Annotated in this window: 20 protein-coding genes; 13 read left to right on the top strand and 7 right to left on the bottom strand. The window is 60.1% G+C overall.

Features of this window, described 5'->3' with window-relative positions; genetic code table 11:
* The first annotated feature begins 4 nt into the window (after positions 1-4).
* The 3 genes from DC522_RS22275 (at position 5) to DC522_RS22265 (ending at position 1,805) form a co-directional block, all read left to right on the top strand.
* Positions 5-538, top strand: a complete 534-nt coding sequence (locus tag DC522_RS22275; protein ID WP_116530819.1) for a GNAT family N-acetyltransferase — start codon at positions 5-7, stop codon at positions 536-538.
* A 141-nt stretch (positions 539-679) separates the two neighbouring features.
* Entirely contained in the window at positions 680-949 is a 270-nt protein-coding gene (locus tag DC522_RS22270) for an usg protein (protein WP_116530818.1), read from the top strand.
* A 259-nt stretch (positions 950-1,208) separates the two neighbouring features.
* Complete coding sequence (locus tag DC522_RS22265; protein WP_116530817.1) at positions 1,209-1,805, top strand: exopolysaccharide biosynthesis protein; 597 nt, start codon at positions 1,209-1,211, stop codon at positions 1,803-1,805.
* A gap of 172 nt (positions 1,806-1,977) precedes the next feature.
* Here the strand turns inward: DC522_RS22265 and DC522_RS22260 are convergent, their stop codons facing one another.
* From DC522_RS22260 to map, 3 genes are all read right to left on the bottom strand, one after another.
* Positions 1,978-2,448, bottom strand: coding sequence for a PRC-barrel domain-containing protein (locus DC522_RS22260; RefSeq protein WP_116530816.1), 471 nt, complete (start codon positions 2,446-2,448; stop codon positions 1,978-1,980).
* 71 nt (positions 2,449-2,519) lie between these two features.
* Positions 2,520-3,206 (bottom strand): DNA repair protein RadC, encoded by a 687-nt coding sequence (gene radC, locus DC522_RS22255; protein WP_116530815.1) that lies wholly within the window; start codon positions 3,204-3,206, stop codon positions 2,520-2,522.
* 81 nt (positions 3,207-3,287) lie between these two features.
* Positions 3,288-4,109: a type I methionyl aminopeptidase gene (gene map / locus DC522_RS22250; protein WP_116530814.1), complete on the bottom strand. Its 822-nt coding sequence runs from the start codon at positions 4,107-4,109 to the stop codon at positions 3,288-3,290.
* Between the two features lie 145 nt (positions 4,110-4,254).
* Here map and DC522_RS22245 point away from each other — a divergent pair, with 145 nt between their 5' ends.
* Positions 4,255-5,082, top strand: a complete 828-nt coding sequence (locus tag DC522_RS22245) for an FkbM family methyltransferase (protein ID WP_245444421.1) — start codon at positions 4,255-4,257, stop codon at positions 5,080-5,082.
* A gap of 3 nt (positions 5,083-5,085) precedes the next feature.
* Here the strand turns inward: DC522_RS22245 and sfsA are convergent, their stop codons facing one another.
* Complete coding sequence (gene sfsA / locus DC522_RS22240; RefSeq protein ID WP_116530813.1) at positions 5,086-5,805, bottom strand: DNA/RNA nuclease SfsA; 720 nt, start codon at positions 5,803-5,805, stop codon at positions 5,086-5,088.
* Between the two features lie 228 nt (positions 5,806-6,033).
* Between sfsA and DC522_RS22235 the strand changes: the two genes are divergently transcribed.
* From DC522_RS22235 to DC522_RS22215, 4 genes are all read left to right on the top strand, one after another.
* Positions 6,034-6,786 (top strand): molybdopterin-binding protein, encoded by a 753-nt coding sequence (locus tag DC522_RS22235; RefSeq protein WP_116530812.1) that lies wholly within the window; start codon positions 6,034-6,036, stop codon positions 6,784-6,786.
* 39 nt (positions 6,787-6,825) lie between these two features.
* Positions 6,826-7,332: a xanthine phosphoribosyltransferase gene (gene gpt, locus DC522_RS22230; RefSeq protein ID WP_116530811.1), complete on the top strand. Its 507-nt coding sequence runs from the start codon at positions 6,826-6,828 to the stop codon at positions 7,330-7,332.
* 20 nt (positions 7,333-7,352) lie between these two features.
* Positions 7,353-8,909, top strand: coding sequence for an AMP-binding protein (locus DC522_RS22225; protein WP_116530810.1), 1,557 nt, complete (start codon positions 7,353-7,355; stop codon positions 8,907-8,909).
* 707 nt (positions 8,910-9,616) lie between these two features.
* On the top strand, positions 9,617-10,828 hold the full coding sequence (locus tag DC522_RS22215) for a porin (RefSeq protein WP_116530809.1): 1,212 nt from the start codon (positions 9,617-9,619) through the stop codon (positions 10,826-10,828).
* Between the two features lie 1,299 nt (positions 10,829-12,127).
* On the opposite strand, the gene DC522_RS22210 is transcribed toward DC522_RS22215, so the two are convergent.
* The gene (locus tag DC522_RS22210) at positions 12,128-12,367 is read right to left on the bottom strand and encodes a hypothetical protein (RefSeq protein ID WP_116530808.1); all 240 of its coding nucleotides are present in this window, start codon (positions 12,365-12,367) and stop codon (positions 12,128-12,130) included.
* A 357-nt stretch (positions 12,368-12,724) separates the two neighbouring features.
* On the opposite strand from DC522_RS22210, the gene DC522_RS22205 reads away from it, so the two are divergent.
* Both DC522_RS22205 and DC522_RS22200 read left to right on the top strand, forming a co-directional pair.
* Positions 12,725-13,120: a response regulator gene (locus tag DC522_RS22205; RefSeq protein WP_116530807.1), complete on the top strand. Its 396-nt coding sequence runs from the start codon at positions 12,725-12,727 to the stop codon at positions 13,118-13,120.
* Between the two features lie 73 nt (positions 13,121-13,193).
* A complete protein-coding gene (locus DC522_RS22200) occupies positions 13,194-13,604 on the top strand; it encodes a hypothetical protein (RefSeq protein ID WP_116530806.1) in 411 nt (136 codons plus the stop codon).
* A gap of 186 nt (positions 13,605-13,790) precedes the next feature.
* Here the strand turns inward: DC522_RS22200 and DC522_RS22195 are convergent, their stop codons facing one another.
* The gene (locus tag DC522_RS22195; RefSeq protein ID WP_116530805.1) at positions 13,791-14,030 is read right to left on the bottom strand and encodes a NepR family anti-sigma factor; all 240 of its coding nucleotides are present in this window, start codon (positions 14,028-14,030) and stop codon (positions 13,791-13,793) included.
* Positions 14,031-14,288: 258 nt separating this feature from the next.
* On the opposite strand from DC522_RS22195, the gene DC522_RS34990 reads away from it, so the two are divergent.
* The 3 genes from DC522_RS34990 to DC522_RS22185 all read left to right on the top strand — a co-directional run bounded on the left by DC522_RS34990 (position 14,289) and on the right by DC522_RS22185 (position 18,749).
* Complete coding sequence (locus DC522_RS34990; protein WP_165820255.1) at positions 14,289-14,456, top strand: hypothetical protein; 168 nt, start codon at positions 14,289-14,291, stop codon at positions 14,454-14,456.
* 262 nt (positions 14,457-14,718) lie between these two features.
* Positions 14,719-17,766 carry a PAS domain S-box protein gene (locus DC522_RS22190; RefSeq protein ID WP_165820254.1) on the top strand — a complete coding sequence of 1,016 codons (3,048 nt, stop codon included), beginning with the start codon at positions 14,719-14,721 and terminating at the stop codon, positions 17,764-17,766.
* A gap of 173 nt (positions 17,767-17,939) precedes the next feature.
* The gene (locus DC522_RS22185) at positions 17,940-18,749 is read left to right on the top strand and encodes an HWE histidine kinase domain-containing protein (protein WP_116530803.1); all 810 of its coding nucleotides are present in this window, start codon (positions 17,940-17,942) and stop codon (positions 18,747-18,749) included.
* Positions 18,750-20,775: 2,026 nt separating this feature from the next.
* Here the strand turns inward: DC522_RS22185 and DC522_RS37360 are convergent.
* Positions 20,776-20,970, bottom strand: coding sequence for a NepR family anti-sigma factor (locus tag DC522_RS37360; protein WP_116530801.1), 195 nt, complete (start codon positions 20,968-20,970; stop codon positions 20,776-20,778).
* Positions 20,971-21,370: the final 400 nt, after the last annotated feature.

The raw sequence follows: 21,370 nt of genomic DNA, 5'->3' as shown, positions 1-21,370 counted from the left end.
TCGCATGAGCGAGACCGTCACCATCCGCACCCTGTCGCCGAGAGAGGCTGCCGAGCAGATCGGCGCCCTGTCCAAGATTCTGATCGATTGCGTCGAGGGCGGAGCCTCCGTGAGCTTCATGCTGCCAATGACGCGGGACAAGGCGGATACGTTCTGGAGGGGCGTCGCCGATGGCGTTGCCGCAGGCGAGCGCATCCTTCTCGTGGCGGACGAGGACGGTGAGATTGTCGGTACTGTGCAGGTCGTTCTCAAGCAGCCCGAAAACCAGCCCCACCGCGCGGATATATCCAAGATGCTGGTGCATCGCAGAGCGCGAAAGCGCGGCGTCGGCGCCGCTCTCATGCTCGCGGCCGAAGATGCTGCACGCAAAGCCGGGAAGAGCGTGCTCGTGCTCGATACGGTGACCGGAAGCGATGCGGAGCGCCTCTACACCCGTCTCGGCTGGGAGCGCGTGGGCGTTATCCCGAACTATGCCCTGTGGCCGCAGGGCGGACTGTGCCCGACGACTTATTTCCACAAGCAGATCACGCCTGCTTGAACTTTGCAGTTCACGCCTTCCGGCGTCTTGCGGGAACCGGGAAGTGCGATCAAGATTTAGACTTGAGCATAGGGCAGGACATCGCCCTCATGATCGGGTGGGTGCCTGCCTCTGGATCTCGAGACTAGAGAGGGAGTTCTCATGGCATCCAAGGATTTCATCCGCCAGATGGAAGGCTACGGGCTGACGACCGCCCAGATACTCTATCGGATGCCGGATCATCCTACGCTCCTGCAGACCTATATCTGGCAAGACTACGATCTTGCACCCCGCTTCCCGGTGCTCATCGATTTTCTCGAATTCTGGAAACGGGAATTGGCGGGGCCGCTTCATTCAGTCACCATCACTCATGCGCAGTTGATCCGCCCTGCCGAGTTCCGGGCCGTCTCGGGGGAAATCAACATCCATTGAGAGTGATGAATTTTGGATGAGCCTTGGCCCGGAGGCTCAACTCGGCGGGAGCATCGTGCGGAACCAGAGGTCCGTGTCAGCGACCCGAAGGGCCGCGTCAGCGAAAAGGGAATCCGGTTATTCGCTAGCGCGGCCCTTCGGGTCGCATCCGACGAAGCGCTCTCCTAGGAAATAGGCGTCGGGTGGGTCCCAAAAGTGCATTCCACTTTTGGGTCCGATGCTATAGAGAGGCTCGTCGCCTCGAACTGGCCAGGGCTCCTTGTTTTCCAACGCTCGCACATCGCAGATCCTGCTCGCCCTTGCCTCGCAGCCAGGCGAGCGCCTGACCGTGCGCGACATCATGGCCGTGCTGCAGGATAGAGCCTTCGCGCTCCTCATCGTGCTGCTGGGGCTGCCGAACTGCCTGCCCATGCCGCCGCCGATTCCTCTGGTCTGCGGCCTGCTTCTGGGGCTGGTCGCCATCCAGATCGTTTTTGGTCGCGAGGCTCCCTGGCTGCCCGGTCAACTCATGAACCGCTCGCTCGCCCGCACCGATGTGGAGCGGGCCGTTGGGCGGGCGATGCCCGCTTTCCGCAGGCTGGAGCGCTTCTCGCGTCCGCGGATGACTTTCCTCGATACCCCTGTCGCCATGCGCCTCATGGGCGCAATCATCCTGGTGATGGCGCTCGGGCTCCTCTTCGCGCCGCCCTTCGTGGGGCAGATTCCTCTAGGCCTCGCCGTGTGCCTCGTCGGCCTCGGGCTCGTGGAGCGGGACGGGCTCGTGATCATCGGCGGGCTGGTCATCGGGTCCGTCGGCATGGTGCTCAGCCTTGGCTTCGTCTACGCGATCGTCACCGGTCTCGACACTTTCTTCTAACGCTCAAAAGCAAATGCCAGGCGCGAGGCCGGGCCTGAGCGTACTTTTGCATAGCCCTCACCTGAGGAGCGTAGCGTCTCGAAGGGCGAGGGCGTCTCCAGCGCACACTGGATCCCCTTCGAGACGCCGCTTCGCGGCTCCTCAGGATGGGGGCAGATCATCGGAGATAGAATTAGTCGTCATCCTCCTCGAATTCCGGAGCCGACTTCAGCTGGTCCACGGGAATGGTCAGCATGAGCCGCATCTCATCGGCCCTGTTGGCATTGGACGAGCCGGCATTCTGGTTCGAGCCCTGGACGGAGCCTGTCGTCTCCGCGTCGGCGGTCATCCGGAACGCACTCATGGGCAGAGCGACAGTCCGGTCGCCCAGACCTTCCTCAACTTCGATCACCACAGCGGCCACTTGGCCATTGCGGTCGAGCACCACATCCTCGACGTCGCCGATGTCCTTGTTGTCCGGGCCGACCACATCCTGATCCATCAGGTCCGACAGCAGCATGGAGCCCGGGCTCAGCCGGGTCATGAATTCCGAAGAATTCGAAGCTGGGGCGGCCTGATTGGCGGCTTGGGTCGAGGACTGGGCGAGAGCGCCGGTCGCGAGCAAGGTCGAACCGAGCAGGCCAGCCATGAGTAACGTCTTCATCAGTTTCTCCTCCAATCACGTATTCAGCAAGGGTGTAACGCGACGGGAGGGGCTTGGTTCTGACGCCAAGCTCAGATCAGGCGCAGGCCTTTCAGGCTCGCATGGCCCTCGCGGCCGACGATGATGTGGTCGTGGACGATAATGCCTAAGGGCTTTGCCACATCGATGATCTCGCGGGTCATCTTGATGTCGGCGGAGGAGGGCGTGGGGTCCCCCGATGGATGGTTGTGCACGAGGATCAGGGCCGAGGCCGAGAGTTCGAGCGCCCGCTTCACCACCTCTCGCGGGTAGACCGGGGTGTGATCAACGGTGCCGGATTGCTGCACCTCGTCGGCGATCAGCGCGTTGCGCTTGTCGAGGAAGAGCAGGCGGAGCTGCTCCTTGTCCATGAAGGCCATTGCCGTGCGGCAGTAATCGATCACCGAGGTCCAGGAGGACAGGACCGGCCGCTTCGCCACTTCACCTTTGGCGAGACGGCGGGCGGATGCCTCCACGATCTTCAGATCGGTGACCACTCTCTCGCTGACGCCGTCCACCTCCATAAGCCGGGCAGGGGAAGCCGCCAGCACCTCGGCGAAGGTGCCGAAGCGCTTGATCAGCTCCTTCGCCATTGGCTTTACGTCCCGGCGCGGGATCGAGCGGAAGAGCACCAGTTCCAGAAGCTCGTAATCCGGCAGCACGTCGCCGCCCACCTCCATGAAGCGGGCGCGCAAACGATCACGATGGCCGTGATAATGAGGTGTCTCGTCGTCGCTCATGCGTGCTGGAATCTTCGCTCTCGAACGATGGAACGAAGAATCTTTAGCTCAGCCGTCGCGAGATACAAAGTTGCTTTCGGGTCAGCCCGGATTGTAGGGCGGCTTATCCAGACCTTTGGGCGAGTAGGTGAACACCTCGACGCCCGTCTCCGTCACGCCCACCATGTGCTCGAACTGAGCCGAGAGCGACCGGTCGCGGGTCACGGCGGTCCAGCCATCGGAGAGCACCTTCACCTGCGGACGGCCCAGATTGATCATGGGCTCGATGGTGAAGAACATGCCGGGCTTCAGTTCCACGTTATAGGCCGGCTCCACATAGTGGAGGATCGTCGGGGAATCGTGGAAGGTCCGGCCAATGCCGTGGCCGCAGAAATCCCGCACCACGGAGCAGCGCTCGGCTTCGGCATAGGACTGGATGGCCGCGCCGATGTCGTTGGTGGTGGCGCCCGGCCTCACGGCGGCAATTCCGCGCAACAGGCACTCATAGGTGATCTCGCAGAGCCGCTGCGCCCGGCGGGGCACCTCGCCCACGTAGTACATGCGGCTCGAATCGCCATGCCAGCCGTCCAGGAGCAGGGTCACGTCGACATTCATGATGTCGCCGTCCCGCAGCGGCTTGTCGTTGGGGATGCCGTGGCAGACGACGTGATTGATCGAGGTGCAGATCGTCTTGGTGTAGCCGCGATAGTGCAGGCAGGCCGGATAGGCGCCGTTGTCGCGGATGAACTCGAAGGCGAGCCGGTCCAGATATTCCGTTGTGACGCCGGGCTTTACATGCTCGGTGAGCATGTCCAGGCACTCGGCCACCATGCGCCCGGCACGCCGCATCCCCTCGAAATCCTCGGGGCCATGCAGCGGGATATCGGCTGAGCGCTTGCGCTCGACAACGTCGGTCTCGGTCATTCTCGGTCCTTGCGTTCAAGCCCGAATGTAAGGATCATCTTGCTTGGCGCAAGCAAGGACCCTGCTTCAATGGGTTGCGAATAAGCCTCAGGGGTGTCATGAGCAACCCTGTTCATCCGGTTTGGTGGCTTTGGATACTTCCGCAGTGAATGACCCGCGTCCCTTCGGGACCTTTGCGCCTACAGGCATCACCCGTTGGGTGATCGATCGCACGCGCGGTCTGCCTGGCAGCTGGGTCGGGCGCCGCATCGCCATGATCATGCGGCGGGTGGTCATGAAATCCCTGAAAGGTCAGCCCCTCGACCTGGAGACGTTCGGGGTCCGGATGCGGATCGTTCCTTACAAGAACGTCTGCGAACGACGCATTCTTTTTACGCCACAGTACTTTGACCTCGACGAGATCAAGCTCATCGCTGCCCGCAACAAGGACGATTTCACCTTCATCGATGTGGGCTCGAACGTGGGCTGGTACTCGCTCCTGGTGGCCCGCAAGGTCCGCGCGTCCTCCCGGATCCTGGCGGTCGAGCCTCAGCCGGAGATCTTCGATCGGCTAATCCACAACATTCGCCTGAACCCCTTCGGCACGGTCAAGGCGGTGGATTGCGCCGTCGCCGACAAGACAGGTGAGCTCACCCTGTTCCTCGATCCGCTGAACAAGGGCGAGGCGAGCCTCAAGATCGTGAATTCGAGCCAGACCGACACGATTCGCGTGCCTGCCGTGACACTGCTCGATTTGGTGAACCGGGAGGGGTTTTCCCATCTGGATGCGGTCAAGCTCGACGTGGAGGGGGCCGAGGACCTCATCCTCGACCCGTTCTTCAGGGATGCGCCTGCCTCCCTCTACCCGTCGGTCTTTATCATCCCCGACGTTGCCGACCGCTGGCAGGTGGACGTGCGCAAGCTCCTGGAGGGGAAGGGCTACCGCCAGACCCTCCAGACCCGGATGAATCTCGTCTTCGAGAGGTCCAAATAGCCCTCACCGCGGCGTGATGATCTCCACAGGGCGGTCGATGGCGATCTCTTCCGGGGTGATCCGGCAGACATAGGCGTAGGACTCTACCCCCGATGCAAGAGCGTGGCGGAAGGCTTTATCGTAGGCCGGGTCGATGTCGCGTGCCACATCGAAGCGGTTCGCATCCATCTGGATCACGTAGACGAGAGCTGCCCTGGCGCCCAAGGCTGCCATGTCGGCGAGCTCGTAGAGGTGCTTGGCACTGCGGGCCGCCACGCAATCGGGGAATTCGGCAAATCCTGCCTCTCGCATCAGGTGGCAGTTCTTGATCTCAAGGTAGCAGGGCGGTTCTCCATCCTTTTCCAGCAGAAAATCCACCCGGCTGTTCTTGCCGTATTTCACCTCCGGGCGGACACGGTCGTAGCGGGCGAAGGGGACAAGCCGTCCCTCGCGCAGGGCCTCGGCCACGAGGAGATTGGGGCGGGAGGTGTTGATTCCGATGAGCTGCAAGGGGCCGCCGCCGGCCGCCACCTCGACGAACTCCCAGTTGTACTTGAGCTTGCGGGCGGGGTTCGATGCCCGGGAGAGGAACACCCGGCTGCCGGGCTCCTTCAGGCCCATCATGGCGCCCGGATTGGCGCAATGGGCCGTCACGGTCTCGCCGGTATCAAGCTCCACATCGGCCAGAAATCGCTTGTAACGCTCGATGAGCCGACCCTCGAGCAGGGTTTCCTGAAAACGCATTCAATCCATCACTTGAGAAGAAAGGTTTCCCGTAGCAGGGGAGAAGCATTGCCTTCAACCGAACCCTTGCTTGAGAATTGCCGTTTCTGAGGCTAGAGCATCGGACCCAAAAGTGGCTTCCACTTTTGGGATCCATCCGATGCTCCATTTTTCAGGCAGCGCATCGTTCGAGCGGAAAACCGGGTCCACTTTTCCGCACGATGCGCTAGAGCCCCTCAAAAGGGATCGATGCGCATGGCCGTCTCCGTCACAGCCGCCCTTCTCATCATCGGCGATGAGATCCTCACGGGCCGCACCAAGGATAAGAATATCGGCTACATTGCCGAGTATCTCACCGGCATCGGCGTCGATCTGCGCGAGGTGCGCGTTGTTCCGGACGTGGAGGAGGAGATCGTCTCCGCGGTCAACGCCCTGCGTGACCGTTACACCTATCTCTTCACCACCGGCGGCATCGGCCCGACCCATGACGACATCACCGCCGATTGCATCGCGAAGGCCTTCGGCGTCGGCATCGGCCACGACCCGCGCGCCGTCGCCATGCTGCAGGAGCGCTACCAGCCGCACGAGCTGAACGAGGCACGCTTGCGCATGGCGCGCATCCCCGATGGGGCCGATCTCATCGAGAACCCGATTTCCAAGGCGCCCGGATTCAAAATCGGGAATGTCTTCGTCATGGCGGGCGTGCCCTCGATCATGCAGGCCATGCTCGACAACATTGCGCCGACACTCCAGACCGGCGCCCGCATGATCATCGAAACCATCGAAGCCGAGGGACTTGCGGAGGGCATCTATGCCGAGGGCTTGAGCGAAATCGCCGCCACGCATCCGGGCGTCTCCATCGGCTCCTATCCGTCTTTCTCGACAAGTGGTTTTCGCAATCAGATCGTTGTGCGGGGTAAGGACCCCGCTGCGGTCGCCAGCGCCGCTGCCGCCATTCACGAATTGCTTGGCCGCCTGACGGGCGACCGGGCGCCCCTTTAACGCGTTCTCACTCATCACAGCAGATAGACGAGCAAGCCGATGTCACCCACCTCTCCGAAAGCCTTCCCCGTCTCCTGGGATCAATTCCATCGCGATTGCCGCGCGCTCGCCTGGCGTCTCGCCGCGGCTGGTCCTTTCGAGGCGATCATCTGCATCACCCGCGGCGGCCTCGTGCCCGCGGCCATCGTTGCCCGCGAACTCGATCTGCGCCTCATCGAGAGCGTCTGCATCGCGAGTTATCACGACTACAAGAACCAGGGCGAGCTGAAGGTGCTGAAAGACATCGCGCCTTCCATCAAAGCCATTGGTGACGGCCAGGGCAAGGGCGTGCTCGTCATCGACGACCTCACCGACACCGGCAAGACCGCCAAGATCGTGCGCGACATGCTGCCGATCGCGCATTTTGCCGCCGTCTACGCCAAGCCTGCGGGCCGCCCGCTGATCGATACCTTTGTCACGGAAGTGAGCCAGGATACCTGGATCTACTTCCCCTGGGATATGGGCCTCGCTTACCAGGCTCCGATCCGAGAAGGTTCGGCGGGCTAAGCAACGTTTAAGGAGCGCACGTGGCAGAGTTCGATATCGCGCGGACGCGCAAGAGTCTGTTCGGTGCGCTCCTTGATGCCCGCGACCGGTTTGGGAAGAACAAGGTCGCCCTGGAGGATCTCGAGCGTCAGCCCATCACCTTCGGGCGGCTCGTTTTGGGGTCGCTGGTTCTCGGGCGCAAGCTCGCGAGCCTCACCAAGGAACGCGAAACCGTCGGCGTGCTGCTGCCGAACGTTCAGGCTATCGTGGTGACGCTGTTCGGCCTGAATGCCTTTGGACGTATTCCGGCTTTCCTGAACTTCACGGCTGGCATCAAGAACCTCAAGGCAGCCTGCGAGATCGCCGGGATCAGGACCATCGTCACCTCCCGCCGCTTCGTGGAGCAGGGAAAGCTCGATGAGATCGTAACGACCCTGGGAGAGGGGCGGCAAATACTCTGGCTCGAGGATGTGCGCGGAACCCTGACGAGCCTCGACAAGCTCCGGGGCGTTCTCGATACGTGGATGGCGCGCCGGGTTCACGCGCGAGCCGATGTCGGCCCTGACGATCCGGCGGTCGTGCTGTTCACGTCAGGCACGGAGGGCACGCCCAAGGGGGTGGTTTTGTCGAACGCCAATCTGGTCGCCAACGCCTATCAGGTCAAAGCCCTGGCCGGCGACATCCTGACGCCGGACGATGTGTTCTTCGATCCCTTGCCGATCTTCCATTCCTTTGGTCTGACGGCGGGGCTGCTGACAGCTGTTCTCAACGGCATGAAGTCCGTGCTCTATCCGAGCCCTCTTCATTATCGTCAGATCCCGAAGCTCATCGCCGGCACACGCGCCACCTTCATGCTGGGGACGGACACGTTTCTCCAAGGCTATGCCCGCGCCGCGGGTGAGAACGACCTTGCCAGCGTGCGCTACGTCATTGCCGGGGCCGAGCGGGTCAAGGACGAGACGCGCGCGCTCTGGGCCAAGCATGGCGCCGTCATTCTCGAAGGGTATGGCGCCACCGAATGCTCGCCGGTCATCAGTGTCAGCCTGCCCGATCGCAATCGCCCGGGATCGGTAGGGCCGTTCCTGCCCGCCATCGAATGGCGTCTCGATTCCGTCGAGGGTATCCACGAGGGCGGCCGCCTGCATGTGCGCGGGCCGAATGTCATGAAGGGCTATCTCGATCCCGAGAAGCCGGGACACGTCATTCCGCCAGCCGATGGCTGGCACGACACGGGCGACATCGTGACCGTGGATGATGGCATCGTCACCATTCGGGGGCGGGCGAAGCGCTTCGCGAAGATCGGCGGTGAGATGGTGTCGTTCGCCGCGATCGAGACGATGATCCAGGGCCTCTGGCCGGACTTCAATCATGTGGTCGTTGCCCTGCCTGATCCCCGCAAGGGCGAGCAGCTCGCGCTTGTCACCGACAAGCCTGACGCGGATCGGGACGTGCTGCTGGCGCATGCCCGAGAAGAGGGATTCCCCGAACTATGGGTGCCGAAAGCCATTCTCGTTTCTGGCATTCCCGTCTTGGGCTCCGGCAAGGTCGATTATGCTGCCACCGTGGAGATGGCCCGGCGCCTCCAGGCGATGCTTTAGCCACGGGCCGCTTGAGGATCGATCTCACATTCGTCTGTCACAAAGCTGAGAGCACTGTGTTGTCTCGCAAGAGAGCCGCCTTATTAAGGACGGTAGAGGGACAGACGATGGATGCCGCCATGCAAAGGATAGCTCTTGCTCTGGTCTTCTTGGTCTGCGGTTCCGGTGTGCAGGCCCAGCAACGTCTCTCGACACTGAATCTCACATGCGGCCAGGCCCAGGGAGTCATCTTCTCAAGGGGAGCCGCCGTCCTGAGCACTGGCACGTATACCTATGACCGCTTCGTTCGCGACCGTAGGTTCTGCGAATTCAACGAGTATCTCGACCCTGCTTTCGTACCGACCAGAGATACCCCTCAATGCCCTATAGGCTATCGCTGCCGCAGTGGTCCTCCGGATTTCTTTGATGACTGAGCCTGGAGCTGCCGGTCAGAGGAAGGCTGTCCGAGATCTGAGATCCGGTGCAATCGCCTCTTCTTGTTGCGGAGCGAGGATCGTCCTTGAGGAGGGCCTTAGAAGTGTTGAAATTTTATCACACTTCACGAGAAAGGCCCCAACCCGATCGTATTTTGCCTGTTTTTTGAGCAAATGGTCATTTCAAAGAGCAAGTCTGGCGCTCGGAAAGATTGCCTGAATCGAACGCGGCAGTATTGTCACGTTTGCACATGGGTCCTGGACTCAGGCGTTTAAGAATTTTGGAGATACACCATGAAGCTCGTTAAGAGCCTTCTCCTCGGATCGGTTGCGGGTCTTGCTGCCGTTGCTGGGGCTCAGGCTGCTGACCTTCCCGCAAAGAAGGCCGCTGCTGTCGAATACGTTCGCGTCTGCTCCACCTACGGCGCAGGCTTCTTCTACATCCCCGGCACGGAAACCTGCCTCCGCGTCGGCGGCCGCGTCCGCGCTGAGTACCGCTACCTCGAGCCGGAAGATCGCACCGACGACGCGATCGGCTTCCGCGCTCGTGGCCGCATCCAGCTCGACGCCCGTACCGCCACGGCCTATGGCCTGCTGCGTACGTTCGTCCGCTTCGAGATCACCCGCGACACCGGCGTGTACGGCTTCTCGTCCTCTTCGGCTAACGTGGACCAGGCCTTCATCCAGTTCGGCGGCCTGACCGCCGGTCGCGCCCTGTCGTTCTTCGACAACGGCGACCTGCCGACCGAGCATTTCGGCACGCTCCGCTTCTCGGACGCTCCGAACGTGAACCTGCTCGCCTATACCTTCTCGTTCGGCAACGGCTTCTCGGCCTCGCTGTCGCTCGAAGAGGGCCGCTTCTCTGGCCGTGACGCTCTCGGCGTTCTCGAAGATCCGACCGATCCGGATTCCGACCTCCTGATCGCCGGTCAGCGTACGCCCGACGTCGTCGCCAACGTTGCCTACTCCGGCACCTGGGGTTCGGCGATGCTCTCCGGTGCTGTTCACCAGCTCCGCGCGATGCCGGTCGCTGTCGGCACCACCACGGTTCTGGATGACAGCGACTACGGCTTCGCCGTGTCGTTCCAGGGCCACGTGAACCTGCCGATGCTCGCCGCCGGCGACGCGCTGTGGATTGCCGCCACCTACGCTGACGGCGCTCTCGGCTACCTCGGCTTCGACGGCGAGGCTGTTGACGCCGTGTACGATGCCGACGGCGAGATCGACACGACCAAGGGCTGGTCCGTGGCCGGTGGTCTGCGTCACTACTGGACCCCTGAGATCCGTCAGAGCGTGTTCGCTTCGTATGCTCGCGTCGAGTACGGTGAGGCTGCGACCTTCGCGGACTTCAACGAGTGGCGCGTTGGTTCAAACGTGATCTGGTCGCCCGTCTCCAATCTCGACATCGGTGTCGAGGTTCTCTACTCCAACGTCGACCTGCGTGGTGTCGACGACGAGGAAGAGGGCGTTTGGGAAGGCCGTCTGCGCATCCAGCGCGACTTCTAATCGGCTCATCCCGACTGGCTCAGGAAACCCCGGTGTTTATCACCGGGGTTTCTTTCTACCTGGTATGTGGCCAGGCACATCATCCCTAACTTGATGAAGGCTTCGCGGCTGGCATGCCGTCAAATTGCCAAGCTGTTTCGCTTACCTTCAGATATGTCGGGGCGTCGCCCTGGAAGCCGCCATCACCGGAGCTGAGCGATGCCTATATGTCTTGCCCGTCTGTCGAAATCTGGCCTGAGGACCATGGTTCTGGGACTCGGATTGAGTACCGGACTTGCCGGGTGCTCGACCTCGGCTGATGTATCTTACGGCGCATATAGCTTCGGCCCTGGCTACGAAGCTGGTCGCGTCTATGAGAACCGCGTCTATGGCGATACGCAACGAGGCTTCGGAAGCGAGAACTGCCGGACGGTTCTCAGGCGGGAAGTGGATGCCTATGGGCGAGCTTCTTCCATAGAGGAGACGGTTTGCGACTAGAGCCGCTTCCACTTGCGTGGAATCAGCTCCCTTCTTTGCCGTGCCGCATTTTTTTGACGGCGAACCGGATCCACTTCGCCGAAAAATGCTCTCATTGCAGGAGAAAGCATCGGATGGGTCCCAAAAGTGCAAATCCACTTTTCACGTCCGAGGCTGTAGTCTCCGCGACAGGAGCAACATGCGCTGCCGCTCCTGCGAGGCCGATCACAGCACAAGGGAACGAACGCCCACCGTGGCGGTTGCCATAGCGTGAATGCTTCGTCAGGAGAACATTGTTATGAACAACATCATTTGGCTGATCGGCGCCATCGTCGTGGTAATCGCAATTCTGTCCTTCCTGGGTCTTCGCTAGAGCATCGGACCCAAAAGTGGATTCCACTTGCGGGATCGATCCGATGCCCCCTTCTATACAAGGCGCACCGTTGATTGCGGACCTTCGGTTCCGCACGATGCGCTAGGATAGGCCTCTTGCGCTTGCAGGGCAGTCCGATGCTGCCCTGCAGCCTTTCCCATTCTCCAGTCATGCTCGTCATTGACTGAGGTTGGGTCGCTGCCTCCTATTGGATCAGGGCCATCACGGCGGATGCAACATTCACCAGAGCCAGTGCGCCGACCAATGTTGGAATGAGAGGCAGGTGCAGGCGGGGATACCGATCATCCTCTCGGAAATTCTTGCTGTGCAATGGAAGGTGAGAGCGCCGGGCCGCCATTGCTCTACTCCTTGATAGCTCTTTCGAGAATGACTGAACCATGGACTCGAAAGTCAGCGACGCGAGGTGCGCTTTCGCACATTGCGCCTTCAAAGCCCTTATTTTTAGCCATTTAGTGCCGTGTCGCGGTCTTCTGAATCTGGAGAAGTTGACCTTCGATCGCACGCATTCTCGTCATTAGGCGATCGAGTTCGCCGAGAAGGAGCTTCTCATCCTGCTTGGCCTTCTCCACGAGATCGGCGGAGGAGCTGTGGCGGATCCGGTGAAGAGCATCGGCCAGCTGCATGTCCAGGACCCGCATGGCTTTCTCCAGGTCCAGGAACTCCTGATGTAACTGGCTCTCCTTGACCACGCTAGGGCCCCTGCATGCGAAGCAGACAATATTGAGCCTAGGCTACAGGCTATAAGCCGGTTCCACCAAGTAGAAATAAGGCGACCTAGAACTTTTATCAGCAGCCAAGCTGAAACAGAGAGCGTTTCTCCTCGTTCTGCAACGAGGGTCCTCAGCGCAGGCGGCGCACCGTTTCGCCTGAGGATCTTTAATGCTGCCTCCGCCAGGGATGCGTAAGGGGAGAAGCGGCAATCGACTGTAGCAAACTTGCCTGTCCCAAGCGCGCTGTCCCCGGGCAGGGCTGAATGGGATTTGCGGCCTCGCAAGAGGCTGAGTTGCTGCGGGTGCCAAAAACAGAGCGGATAGAGGAGACGCCGCATGGGACAGAAGATCGAGTCGCGTCGCATCGCATTGATCGTCGAGGATGATTTCGAGGTGAGGGGCTTGGCGGCTGCTCTTCTGGAGGAAACGGATCTGCGGGTCGTGGAGACAGCCAGTGCCGAAGAGGCCTTGGATTACCTGCGGAGCCATGCGGAGGACGTTGCTTTTCTTTTTGCCGATGTTCGGCTGCCCTGTCTCATGAATGGTGTCGACCTTGCGCGGACCGTTCGTCTCAAATGGCCTTGGGTTCGCACGGTTCTGACATCAGGACTTTCTTCGGAAGACGGGCTCAGAGACGTACCGCGGGATGTGCGCTTCATGCCCAAGCCATGGAGAGCCCTCGAGGTGTTGATGGAGGCCGAAAGAGCGGCGCAGGCGCCTCGAGGACACTAAGGGGCGCTCAGCTCCTTGGAACCTTGGCGCTCGTCGAGAATTGCCGTCAGCAGATCAAGGAGGATTTTTGCTGATGCCGCAGACGACCGTCGCTACTGGAACATTCCCATCCCGCAAGGCCGCCGATCAGGCTGTCCAGCGGCTCGTTTCAAGCGGCTTCGCCCGCAACAGCATCGAGCTTCATCGCCATGATGAAGACGAGGGGTACGATCTGGAGATCCGTACCCGCGCCGAGAACGTCAAGCGAGCTCAGCGCCTCATCCATGCGTCCTCCCCGATATCTGCGATGAGCATGCGAAACATGGGCCATATGGCATCGGGTGCAGTTGAGACGGCTCGGTCCCATCCGCTCATTGTGCTGGGCGCAGGCCTCCTCGCAGGTTTCGTGATCTACAATCTGATTCCTCGTTCCTCGCAGGAACAGGCGCGCGGGAATCCGTCGGCACGCTCCAGACAACGATCGAAGCGCGCGCGCCATCGCTAGAGCCTCGGGCCCAAAAGTGGACTTGCACTTTTGGGCCCGAGGCTCTTGAGCATTTTTCGGCGCAGTGGATCCGGTTCGCCGTTCAAAAATGCGGCACGGCAAAGAAGGGGGCCGATTCCACGCAAGCGGAAGCGGCTCTAAGGAGGAGATTGGACTGGATCAGGATAAACGCGAACGAGCGACAGGTTACAGATCCTTGTCGTCCGCGCGGTTGCTGCGCGCCTCAAGCCTTTCCAGCAATTGCTTGATCCGGTCAGGGGCGGGCTCCTTCAGGACATCCTGATAATTGGCCTGGAGCTGCCGTCCGATCTGCTTGAGCAATTCATTTTGGCCGGCCTCAGTCAGCCCGTTGGCATCGATGCTCCAACCGGCATGTCTACCCGTGGAATAGGGCGGTCCATCAGCTCGGTGGAACCGCTTTGGCATTCCTGCCTCCCATCTTATTGACGCGTCTTGAGCCAAAGAACGGTCGAGGGCGTCAGGAGTTGCAGCTAAGTTTCTGGAAAAAATGCTATTTTTGACTAATCGGAGGTAGTCGAATTGTCTCAGGTTGATAGCTCCTGCAAGGGCCGAGGACAGCTTGATGCCTCCTGACGTAAGGTGAGGCGACCGCCGGTCGCATTGGTTTCATCTCGCCCCTGGTTCACAAGCTCGACTTTAACAACAAGGGCGGGGGCTCGAAGGGTGCGCGAAGTATTGATGGTCTATTTGTGCGGGGTCATCCTGCTTCTGGCCGTGTCCACCACCATCGACAGCGAGGAAGAGGTCGGGTTAGACCACATCATGATTGCTGCATTCGGATGGCCTGTCTTCACCTCGATTCTTGCGCTGAAGGCCTGGAGCAACCGCTGATCCCATGAACGTTGATTGCGAGGGGCTTTTCTCGCTTCTCAAGCCTCTTTCCTAAGGAGGGACGCCCCCTATAACTCGCCAACGGACATCGGCTCGCGGTGACAGGGAGCTTGCGGAGGCTTGCAAGCGGGACGGGCTCAACAGGGATTCCATGAATAGCACCGCGCCAGTGCCTGAAGGAAAATCTCTCGCACCAAGCCAATCACCAGAACAACGGAAGCGCCTATCGCTGCGCTCTCATCTGGCTCTCATGTGTGTGGGCTTGGCGCTGCCGATTCTCGTCTTCGTCGGCTTCATTCTCTGGCAATTCGCCAGTGCCGAACGAGCGCGGCTGGAGGGAAACGCTCTTGATACGGCCCATGTTATTGCGGCGGATGTCGATCGTGAATTGACTAGCCTGCGTTCGGCCTTGAGTGTTCTGGTTCATTCGCAATTTTTGCAAAACGGTGACATCGACAGCTTCAATCATCAGGTCACCAGCGCCAACCTGATGAATGGCATCAACATCGTCTTGCGCGCGCCTGACGGTCAGCAATTGGTGAACACGCGCGTACCGCGCGGCGAGCCCTTGCCCAAGACTTTCCTGCCCAGCGATCAGGCTGCAATCGACCTCAAGAAGCCTGTCGTGACGGATCTGTTCACGGGGAGTGTTTCAGGGACGCCTCTCTATGCCGTTACGATGCCTGTGATCCACAATGACGAGATCGTTTATCTGCTGTCGGTGAGTGGCTCTGTCGAGCGACTTCAGAAGCTCAGCAGACGAGAAGGGATTCCGATTGGCTGGACGATTGCCGTGGTCGATCGGGGTGACCGCATTCTGGCGCGCAATGCGCGCCATGAAGAGTTCGTCGGCAAGCCGGCGACGCGTGATCTGCAGGAGAACACCACTGGTCCTGCGGGAACATGGAGAGGTTTCACGATCGATGGTCAGCCTGTTCTAGGCGCTTACGCCCGCTCTCAATTGTCTGATTGGCGCGTTGCGGTGGGGGTGCGAGACGTAGAACTCGCAGCTCCGTTGCGCCATTCGCTCTGGTATCTAGGCTGGCTCGGAGCGGGACTTGCCGCATTGTCGGCAGGCATGGCTTGGCTCTTCGGGCGGCATATTACGGCGCCCATGGAGATGCTCGCCGCCCAGGCGGTGGCGCTTGGCCGTGGTGAGATGGTCGCGCGATCGGACATTCCAGTCCATGAGGTCGCCAAAGTCAGCGACGCGCTTGCGGCCGCCTCGGCGGATTTGCGTCAGCGTGAGCGCGAGCGAGATGCGGCTGAGGCGGCTTTGCGCGAGAGCGAGGAGCGCTTCCGGTTTGCCTTCGAAGCTGCCGGTGGAGTTGGCAGTTGGGACTGGGATGTCCCGAACGACCGTATCTATGCCAACGAAACCTTTGCGTCCTTTTTCGGAGTCGATCCCGAGCACGCGGGTGATGGTGCACCTCTGTCGGCTTTCGTTGCCGGCATGCATCCGGAGGATCGGGTGACTGCTGGTGCTGAGATCGAGAACGCCATCGCCACGGGAATGGATTATTCTGCCGAGTACCGGGTTATCGGTTCCGACGGCGCGACACGCTGGATCGCTGCCCGCGGTCGCTGCTATCACGACGAAACAGGCAAGCCCTTGCGTTTCCCCGGCATTGCCATCGACCTCACCGAGCGCAAGCGCACGGAGGAGGCTCTTGCGGCGAGTGAGCGTCGCCTTCAAGCAATCCTCGATACGATCCCCGTGGGCATCGTTATTGCCGAGGCACCCTCGGGGCGCATCATCAGCGGGAACGCCCAGGTCGAGCGTATCTTCGGTCACCCCGTACTGCCGTCTCAGGATGTGGAGAGCTATCGTGATTGGATCGGCTTCCATCCTGATGGGCGTCAGGTGCAGGCAGCGGAATACCCTATGGCGCGCGTACTGCGTGGTGCGGAGGAGCGCGCCGAAATGGAACTGCTCTACCGGCGCGGCGATGGTCGCAAGGCCTGGCTTCGCCTGATGGCTGCGCCGATCCGCGATGAGGTGGGCCGGATCGTCGCCGGTGTCGTGGCTTGTCTCGATGTGGATCGCGAGAAGCAGGCGGAGGCGGCTCTACGCTCGCTCAACGCCACGCTCGAGCAGCGTATCGCTGAAGCAATCACCGAACGCGAAAAGGCGGAAGCGCAATTGCGTCAGGCGCAGAAGATGGAGGCGGTGGGACGTCTCACCGGCGGCGTCGCGCATGACTTCAACAATTTGCTCACGGTGATCACCGGCAATCTCGAAATGCTCCGGCGCAAGGTCGAAAACTCAGGCGATCCGCGCCTCGTACGCAATGTCGACAATGCCGTGGAGGGTGCCAAGCGTGCCGCGCAGCTCACGCATCGTTTGCTCGCCTTCTCGCGCCAGTCGCCGCTTCAGCCTGAAGTCGTGGATCTCAACAAGATCGTCGCGGGCATGTCTGAACTGCTCCGGCGCACCATTGGCGAAAATATCGCTATCGAGACTGTGCTCGCCGGTGGCCTATGGCGCACGGAAGCGGATCCGAACCAGCTCGAAAGCGCAATCCTCAACCTTGCCGTCAATGCGCGCGATGCGATGCCGGAGGGAGGCAAGCTGACGCTCGAGACCGCCAACACCTACCTGGATGAGGCCTACTCCTTGAGCACAGGCGGTGAGATCAAAGCCGGGCAATATGTGATGGTGAGCGTGTCCGACACGGGATCGGGCATGACACCGGATGTGAAGGCGAAGGTCTTCGAGCCTTTCTTCACCACCAAGCCTGTGGGGAAGGGGACAGGTCTGGGGCTCGCCCAGGTCTATGGTTTCACGCGTCAGTCAGGCGGTCATGCGGCGATCTATTCCGAGCTAGGCCAGGGCACGACGGTGAAACTCTATTTTCCGCGCATGATCCGGCCTGGGGACATGATGCGGCCTGTCGAGGAAACACCCGCGCCTGCAGCAGCCCTCGTGGACGGCGAGACGATCCTCGTGGTCGAGGACGAGGACATGGTGCGGGATTTCTCAGTATCCGTGCTGGAGGATGCCGGTTATCGCGTGCTTGCAGCCGAAGATGGGCAGGCGGCTCTGAGGCTTCTTCTCGCCAACCGTGACGAGATTGCCCTTCTCTTTACCGATGTGGTCCTGGCCGGTTCTATGAACGGTCGCAAAGTGGCCGACGAGGCGCTGAAGATCCGCCCTGATCTGAAGGTGCTCTTCACTACGGGCTACACGCGTAACGCCATCGTTCACCACGGGCGGCTCGATGAGGGCATTCAGTTGATCACCAAGCCCTTTGCGGCGGCGAGCCTCGTGGAGCGGGTCAGGCGAATCCTGGATGAGAAGGGCTCTTGAGGATGAAAGCGGTGCTTTTCAGCGGTCAGAAGAGTGTAACGATAGACAAAGCCATGCCCTCCCGTGGATGATGGCGTTATGTCAATCATCCTGCCCCTCGGGAGCGATGGGAATTCTCATCCGGTCGATCTCGCGAACCTGATTATCGAGAATGCGGCGGATTCCTCTTCGTGATGGATGTCGAAGGGCGCACGGTGCCGGCCACCGCCGCAGCGGAGCAAACCTTCGGCTGGATGAAGGAGGAACTGTCCGGGAAGGTTCTGCACGATGTTGTGCATCACCATTATCCTGACGGACGGCCCTTTCCCATGTCGGAATGCCCGCTCGGGCATGTCTTCGAGATACACAGGCTCGTGAAGAAGCATGAAGATGTTTTCTTCCATCGGAACGGCACACCCGTTCATGTTGCCTGCTCCAATGCCCCAGTGATGCTGAACAGCGAGATGGTCGGTGCCGTGCTGATTGCGGTCGACATCACGGAGCCCAAACGCGCCGAGGAGCATCAGCGGCTTCTGATGCACGAACTCAATCACCGGGTGAAGAATACACTGGCGACCGTTCAGGCGCTTGTGACCCAAACGTTGCGCACGTCACCGTCGACTTCAGAGGCCAAGGCAGCAATCGATGCACGCCTGACGGCTTTGTCGTGTGCGCACGATGTGCTCACCCGTGAGCGTTGGGACGGTGCGGACCTGCATGAGATCGCAGCGCGAGCCGTCGAGCCTTTTGCTCTGCCAGGCTTCACCTTGCAGGTCCCGATGTTCGGCTTGCTCCCAACAAGATTCTTGCAATGGCCATGGCGCTGCAGGAGCTTGCGACGAACGCGACGAAGTATGGATCCCTCTCCAATACCTCAGGACAAATCCTTTTGTCTTGGAGGATCGAGGGCGCGCCAAGCGTTCCATGCCTTCATTTCTCCTGGCAGGAGAAAGGGAGGTCCGCCCGTCGTGCCGCCATCCAGACGTGGCTTCGGGCACGTTTGATCGAACGCAGCTTGGCTCAGGAACTCGAAGGCAAGGTGATGATCACCTTCAAGCCAGATGGGGTGATCTGTTCCATCGAGGTGCCACTAAGGTAAGCGGTCCCTAAAGAAAAAGCGCCCTGTGAAGGGCGCTCAAGTTGCGATCCGTAGGGGCAAAAATTGGATCGGTCCCTGTAGGTAATAATTCTAGGGAAAAATGACCACAGAATACTTCAATATCAGAAGTATTACTCCTAAAGTTCAACCTCTTTCGGATGCATGGATCATGTTTCAGTGTTGATCGCAGGGGGCCAAATCAGATACTGCTGCGTTTGCCGTAGGGGCGCTACGGACTAAAAAGGGCCGCGACCTGGACCATAAACAAACACAGGCGTGGCCTCTTTTCCTTCAAGTCTTACTTTGCCGCAACGTTGCTGATTCCAAAGTTTCCGCTGCTCTCAGAAAGAAAAAGCCGCAGTCAAATCAGATTTGACTGCGGCCTCAGCCGTATCTTTTGATGACACGGAAGGTCTCGTTGAACAATAACTATATGATGAAAAATATAACGCCCCTACGAATAGAAGCTGTTTAGATCTCATTCGCCGGAGGGGCAACTAGACCAGATGGTCTATTTCTCTGGGGCTGAAGCTTCCGGGAGGCTCAGATACGCTCGTCTGCAGCCTTGTCAGTCGTGACTACAAGTGCGTCCAGCCCGGTGCCTCTACAGCCTCGGCCGTGAAAAGTGGATTTGCACTTTTGGGACCCATCCGATGCTTTCTCCTTCAATGAGAGCATCGTTGAGAGCGGAAGACCGGATCCACTTTCCGCTCTCAACGATGCTCTAGACACTCAGGAAGCATGAGGAGCCACCCACCATGAGGATGGAATGGTGAGGGAATACCGATTGGAGCAACCGGGGCCATCGTGGATGTTGTCAAGCCAGGGCAGGACCACAGTCTTGAAATGATCTCGATATCCTCGGGCTTCCAAGGCTCGGGGCAATTGCCCGCGTGAGGCTTAACCTTCGAACAACACTCAGGATTCCGCGTTAACTTGTAGGCACAGCTTAAGGTGCTGACCCAGGGAGGGTTCCCATGAACATGTCCGACATGGCTCACAGGGTCACCGATGCGATCAAGCGGATGACAGACAGGCTGACACACCGCAGGGGTACTCATCCCCAGCAGCCATCCGCCAAGAGCAACACTACTGACATGAAGAAGTGAGCCAAAGGGGGTGAGGGTGCCCGAGAGGGTGCCCCACCCCTGATCGTGTTCGTCACCGAGGCTGCGCGAGCATCCTTCCCGCCAGAGAATGCCTCTCCTGGCAGCAACACCGGCACCGGCAGTCCTACTCCAGTCTCGTCAGTGTTTTTGTATCATTCCTTCAAGAGGCGAGAACCGTGAGAAATACACTCGCAACGATAGCAGCGATTCAGCATGGTGGCTGGGTTCTAGAGCCTTTTTCGGTGAAGTGGTTCCGGTTCACCGTCAAGAAATGCGGCCCAGCCAAGAAGAGAGCTGATTCCAGGCTAATGGGATCAGCTCCAGAGCAGCGCATCGTTGAGAGCGGAAAACCGGATCCATTTTTCGCTGACGCGGCCCTTCGGGTCACTGGCGTGCCCTTCGGGTCGCTGACGCGGACCTCCGGCTCCGCACGATGAGCTAGTGGAAGAGCGATAAGGGCGTCGGCTCAGGTAAGCTAGACCGTTTGGACTAGTTGTCGAGGGCGGAACGGCGCCTAGCTTTGACTTGGAACAGCCCCTTGCTGTTCAGCCCCCTGGAAGGACCGGAAACGATCAACCGCGCTTCCGGTCCTTTTCTAATTTGCCGGGCTATGGTGGATCTGGAAGCGGCATCCAGTAGGTTGCCACCACAATGCCGTGGCTTTGATCAACCCAGATCTTCCGATGTGCAGACCAGTAGCCCACCGTACGGTCTGACCATGCCGTAAAGATCAGGATAGGCGAGCCATCCCTGGGAGCCGTTTCAATGGGTTGCCAGCGACCGAAGGAGTGCGAACGAACTGGGCTCATGATGGGCCTTCGGCTACCTGCCGCGTTCCCGCTGTTCCAGTTGCCCCAAGAGCGTGGCGAGACGCTCCGGCAGAGGCTCCCTCATGGCCTTTTCATAATGGACTCGCAGATCTCTGCCGAGCTGGGCGCGTAGCTTCAGATCCCAAAAGTCGGGGTTTGACAGGTTGCCCTGCCTCCCCTTCCACTGATCCTCATCCTTGATCAGCATAATATCCTCACCCTCCGCTGGACCGGCTCACTCTCAGGTTCAGCGCGATATTCGTTGCCATTGGGGAAGGGAACTGTTCGAAATGATTCAGGTTTCAGCGTGGCGTTAACATAAGTTAGTTTCGGCTAATACTGGATGCCCAAGATGGCATCGGCGCCACTCCTGCTATCATGGAAAGCTCCCATTTTGATCTGGTGGATCCGGAGAACGGGAGTTCGGTAAGTCAGCTCATGTTCATGGCGTGAGCCGTGAGGCCATCAAGGCCGCTGTCCTTGGTAGGACGTCCAAAGATCTCCCGATGCCACCTAAGCGATTAGATAAAGAGAAAAGGGCCGCGCCTGAGCTCTGATCTGGTTCAGGTCTGCGGCCTCAGGTCTGCGGCCTCAGGTCTGCGGCCCTT

It is taken from the genome of Microvirga sp. KLBC 81, assembly GCF_003075415.1.
In the GTDB taxonomy this organism is placed as follows: Bacteria; Pseudomonadota; Alphaproteobacteria; order Rhizobiales; family Beijerinckiaceae; genus Microvirga.
This window is presented reverse-complemented; position numbering and strand designations above follow the sequence as displayed.

What these genes read in the sequence shown, in the direction of transcription:
- DC522_RS22275 (WP_116530819.1), top strand. Translation starts at nt 5, where the DNA reads ATGAGCGAGACCGTCACCATCCGCACCCTGTCGCCGAGAGAGGCTGCC.
- DC522_RS22270 (WP_116530818.1), top strand. Translation starts at nt 680, where the DNA reads ATGGCATCCAAGGATTTCATCCGCCAGATGGAAGGCTACGGGCTGACG.
- DC522_RS22260 (WP_116530816.1), bottom strand. Translation starts at nt 2,448, where the DNA reads ATGAAGACGTTACTCATGGCTGGCCTGCTCGGTTCGACCTTGCTCGCG.
- radC (WP_116530815.1), bottom strand. Translation starts at nt 3,206, where the DNA reads ATGAGCGACGACGAGACACCTCATTATCACGGCCATCGTGATCGTTTG.
- map (WP_116530814.1), bottom strand. Translation starts at nt 4,109, where the DNA reads ATGACCGAGACCGACGTTGTCGAGCGCAAGCGCTCAGCCGATATCCCG.
- sfsA (WP_116530813.1), bottom strand. Translation starts at nt 5,805, where the DNA reads ATGCGTTTTCAGGAAACCCTGCTCGAGGGTCGGCTCATCGAGCGTTAC.
- DC522_RS22235 (WP_116530812.1), top strand. Translation starts at nt 6,034, where the DNA reads ATGCGCATGGCCGTCTCCGTCACAGCCGCCCTTCTCATCATCGGCGAT.
- gpt (WP_116530811.1), top strand. Translation starts at nt 6,826, where the DNA reads ATGTCACCCACCTCTCCGAAAGCCTTCCCCGTCTCCTGGGATCAATTC.
- DC522_RS22215 (WP_116530809.1), top strand. Translation starts at nt 9,617, where the DNA reads ATGAAGCTCGTTAAGAGCCTTCTCCTCGGATCGGTTGCGGGTCTTGCT.
- DC522_RS22205 (WP_116530807.1), top strand. Translation starts at nt 12,725, where the DNA reads ATGGGACAGAAGATCGAGTCGCGTCGCATCGCATTGATCGTCGAGGAT.
- DC522_RS22200 (WP_116530806.1), top strand. Translation starts at nt 13,194, where the DNA reads ATGCCGCAGACGACCGTCGCTACTGGAACATTCCCATCCCGCAAGGCC.
- DC522_RS22195 (WP_116530805.1), bottom strand. Translation starts at nt 14,030, where the DNA reads ATGCCAAAGCGGTTCCACCGAGCTGATGGACCGCCCTATTCCACGGGT.
- DC522_RS22185 (WP_116530803.1), top strand. Translation starts at nt 17,940, where the DNA reads ATGGATGTCGAAGGGCGCACGGTGCCGGCCACCGCCGCAGCGGAGCAA.
- DC522_RS37360 (WP_116530801.1), bottom strand. Translation starts at nt 20,970, where the DNA reads ATGCTGATCAAGGATGAGGATCAGTGGAAGGGGAGGCAGGGCAACCTG.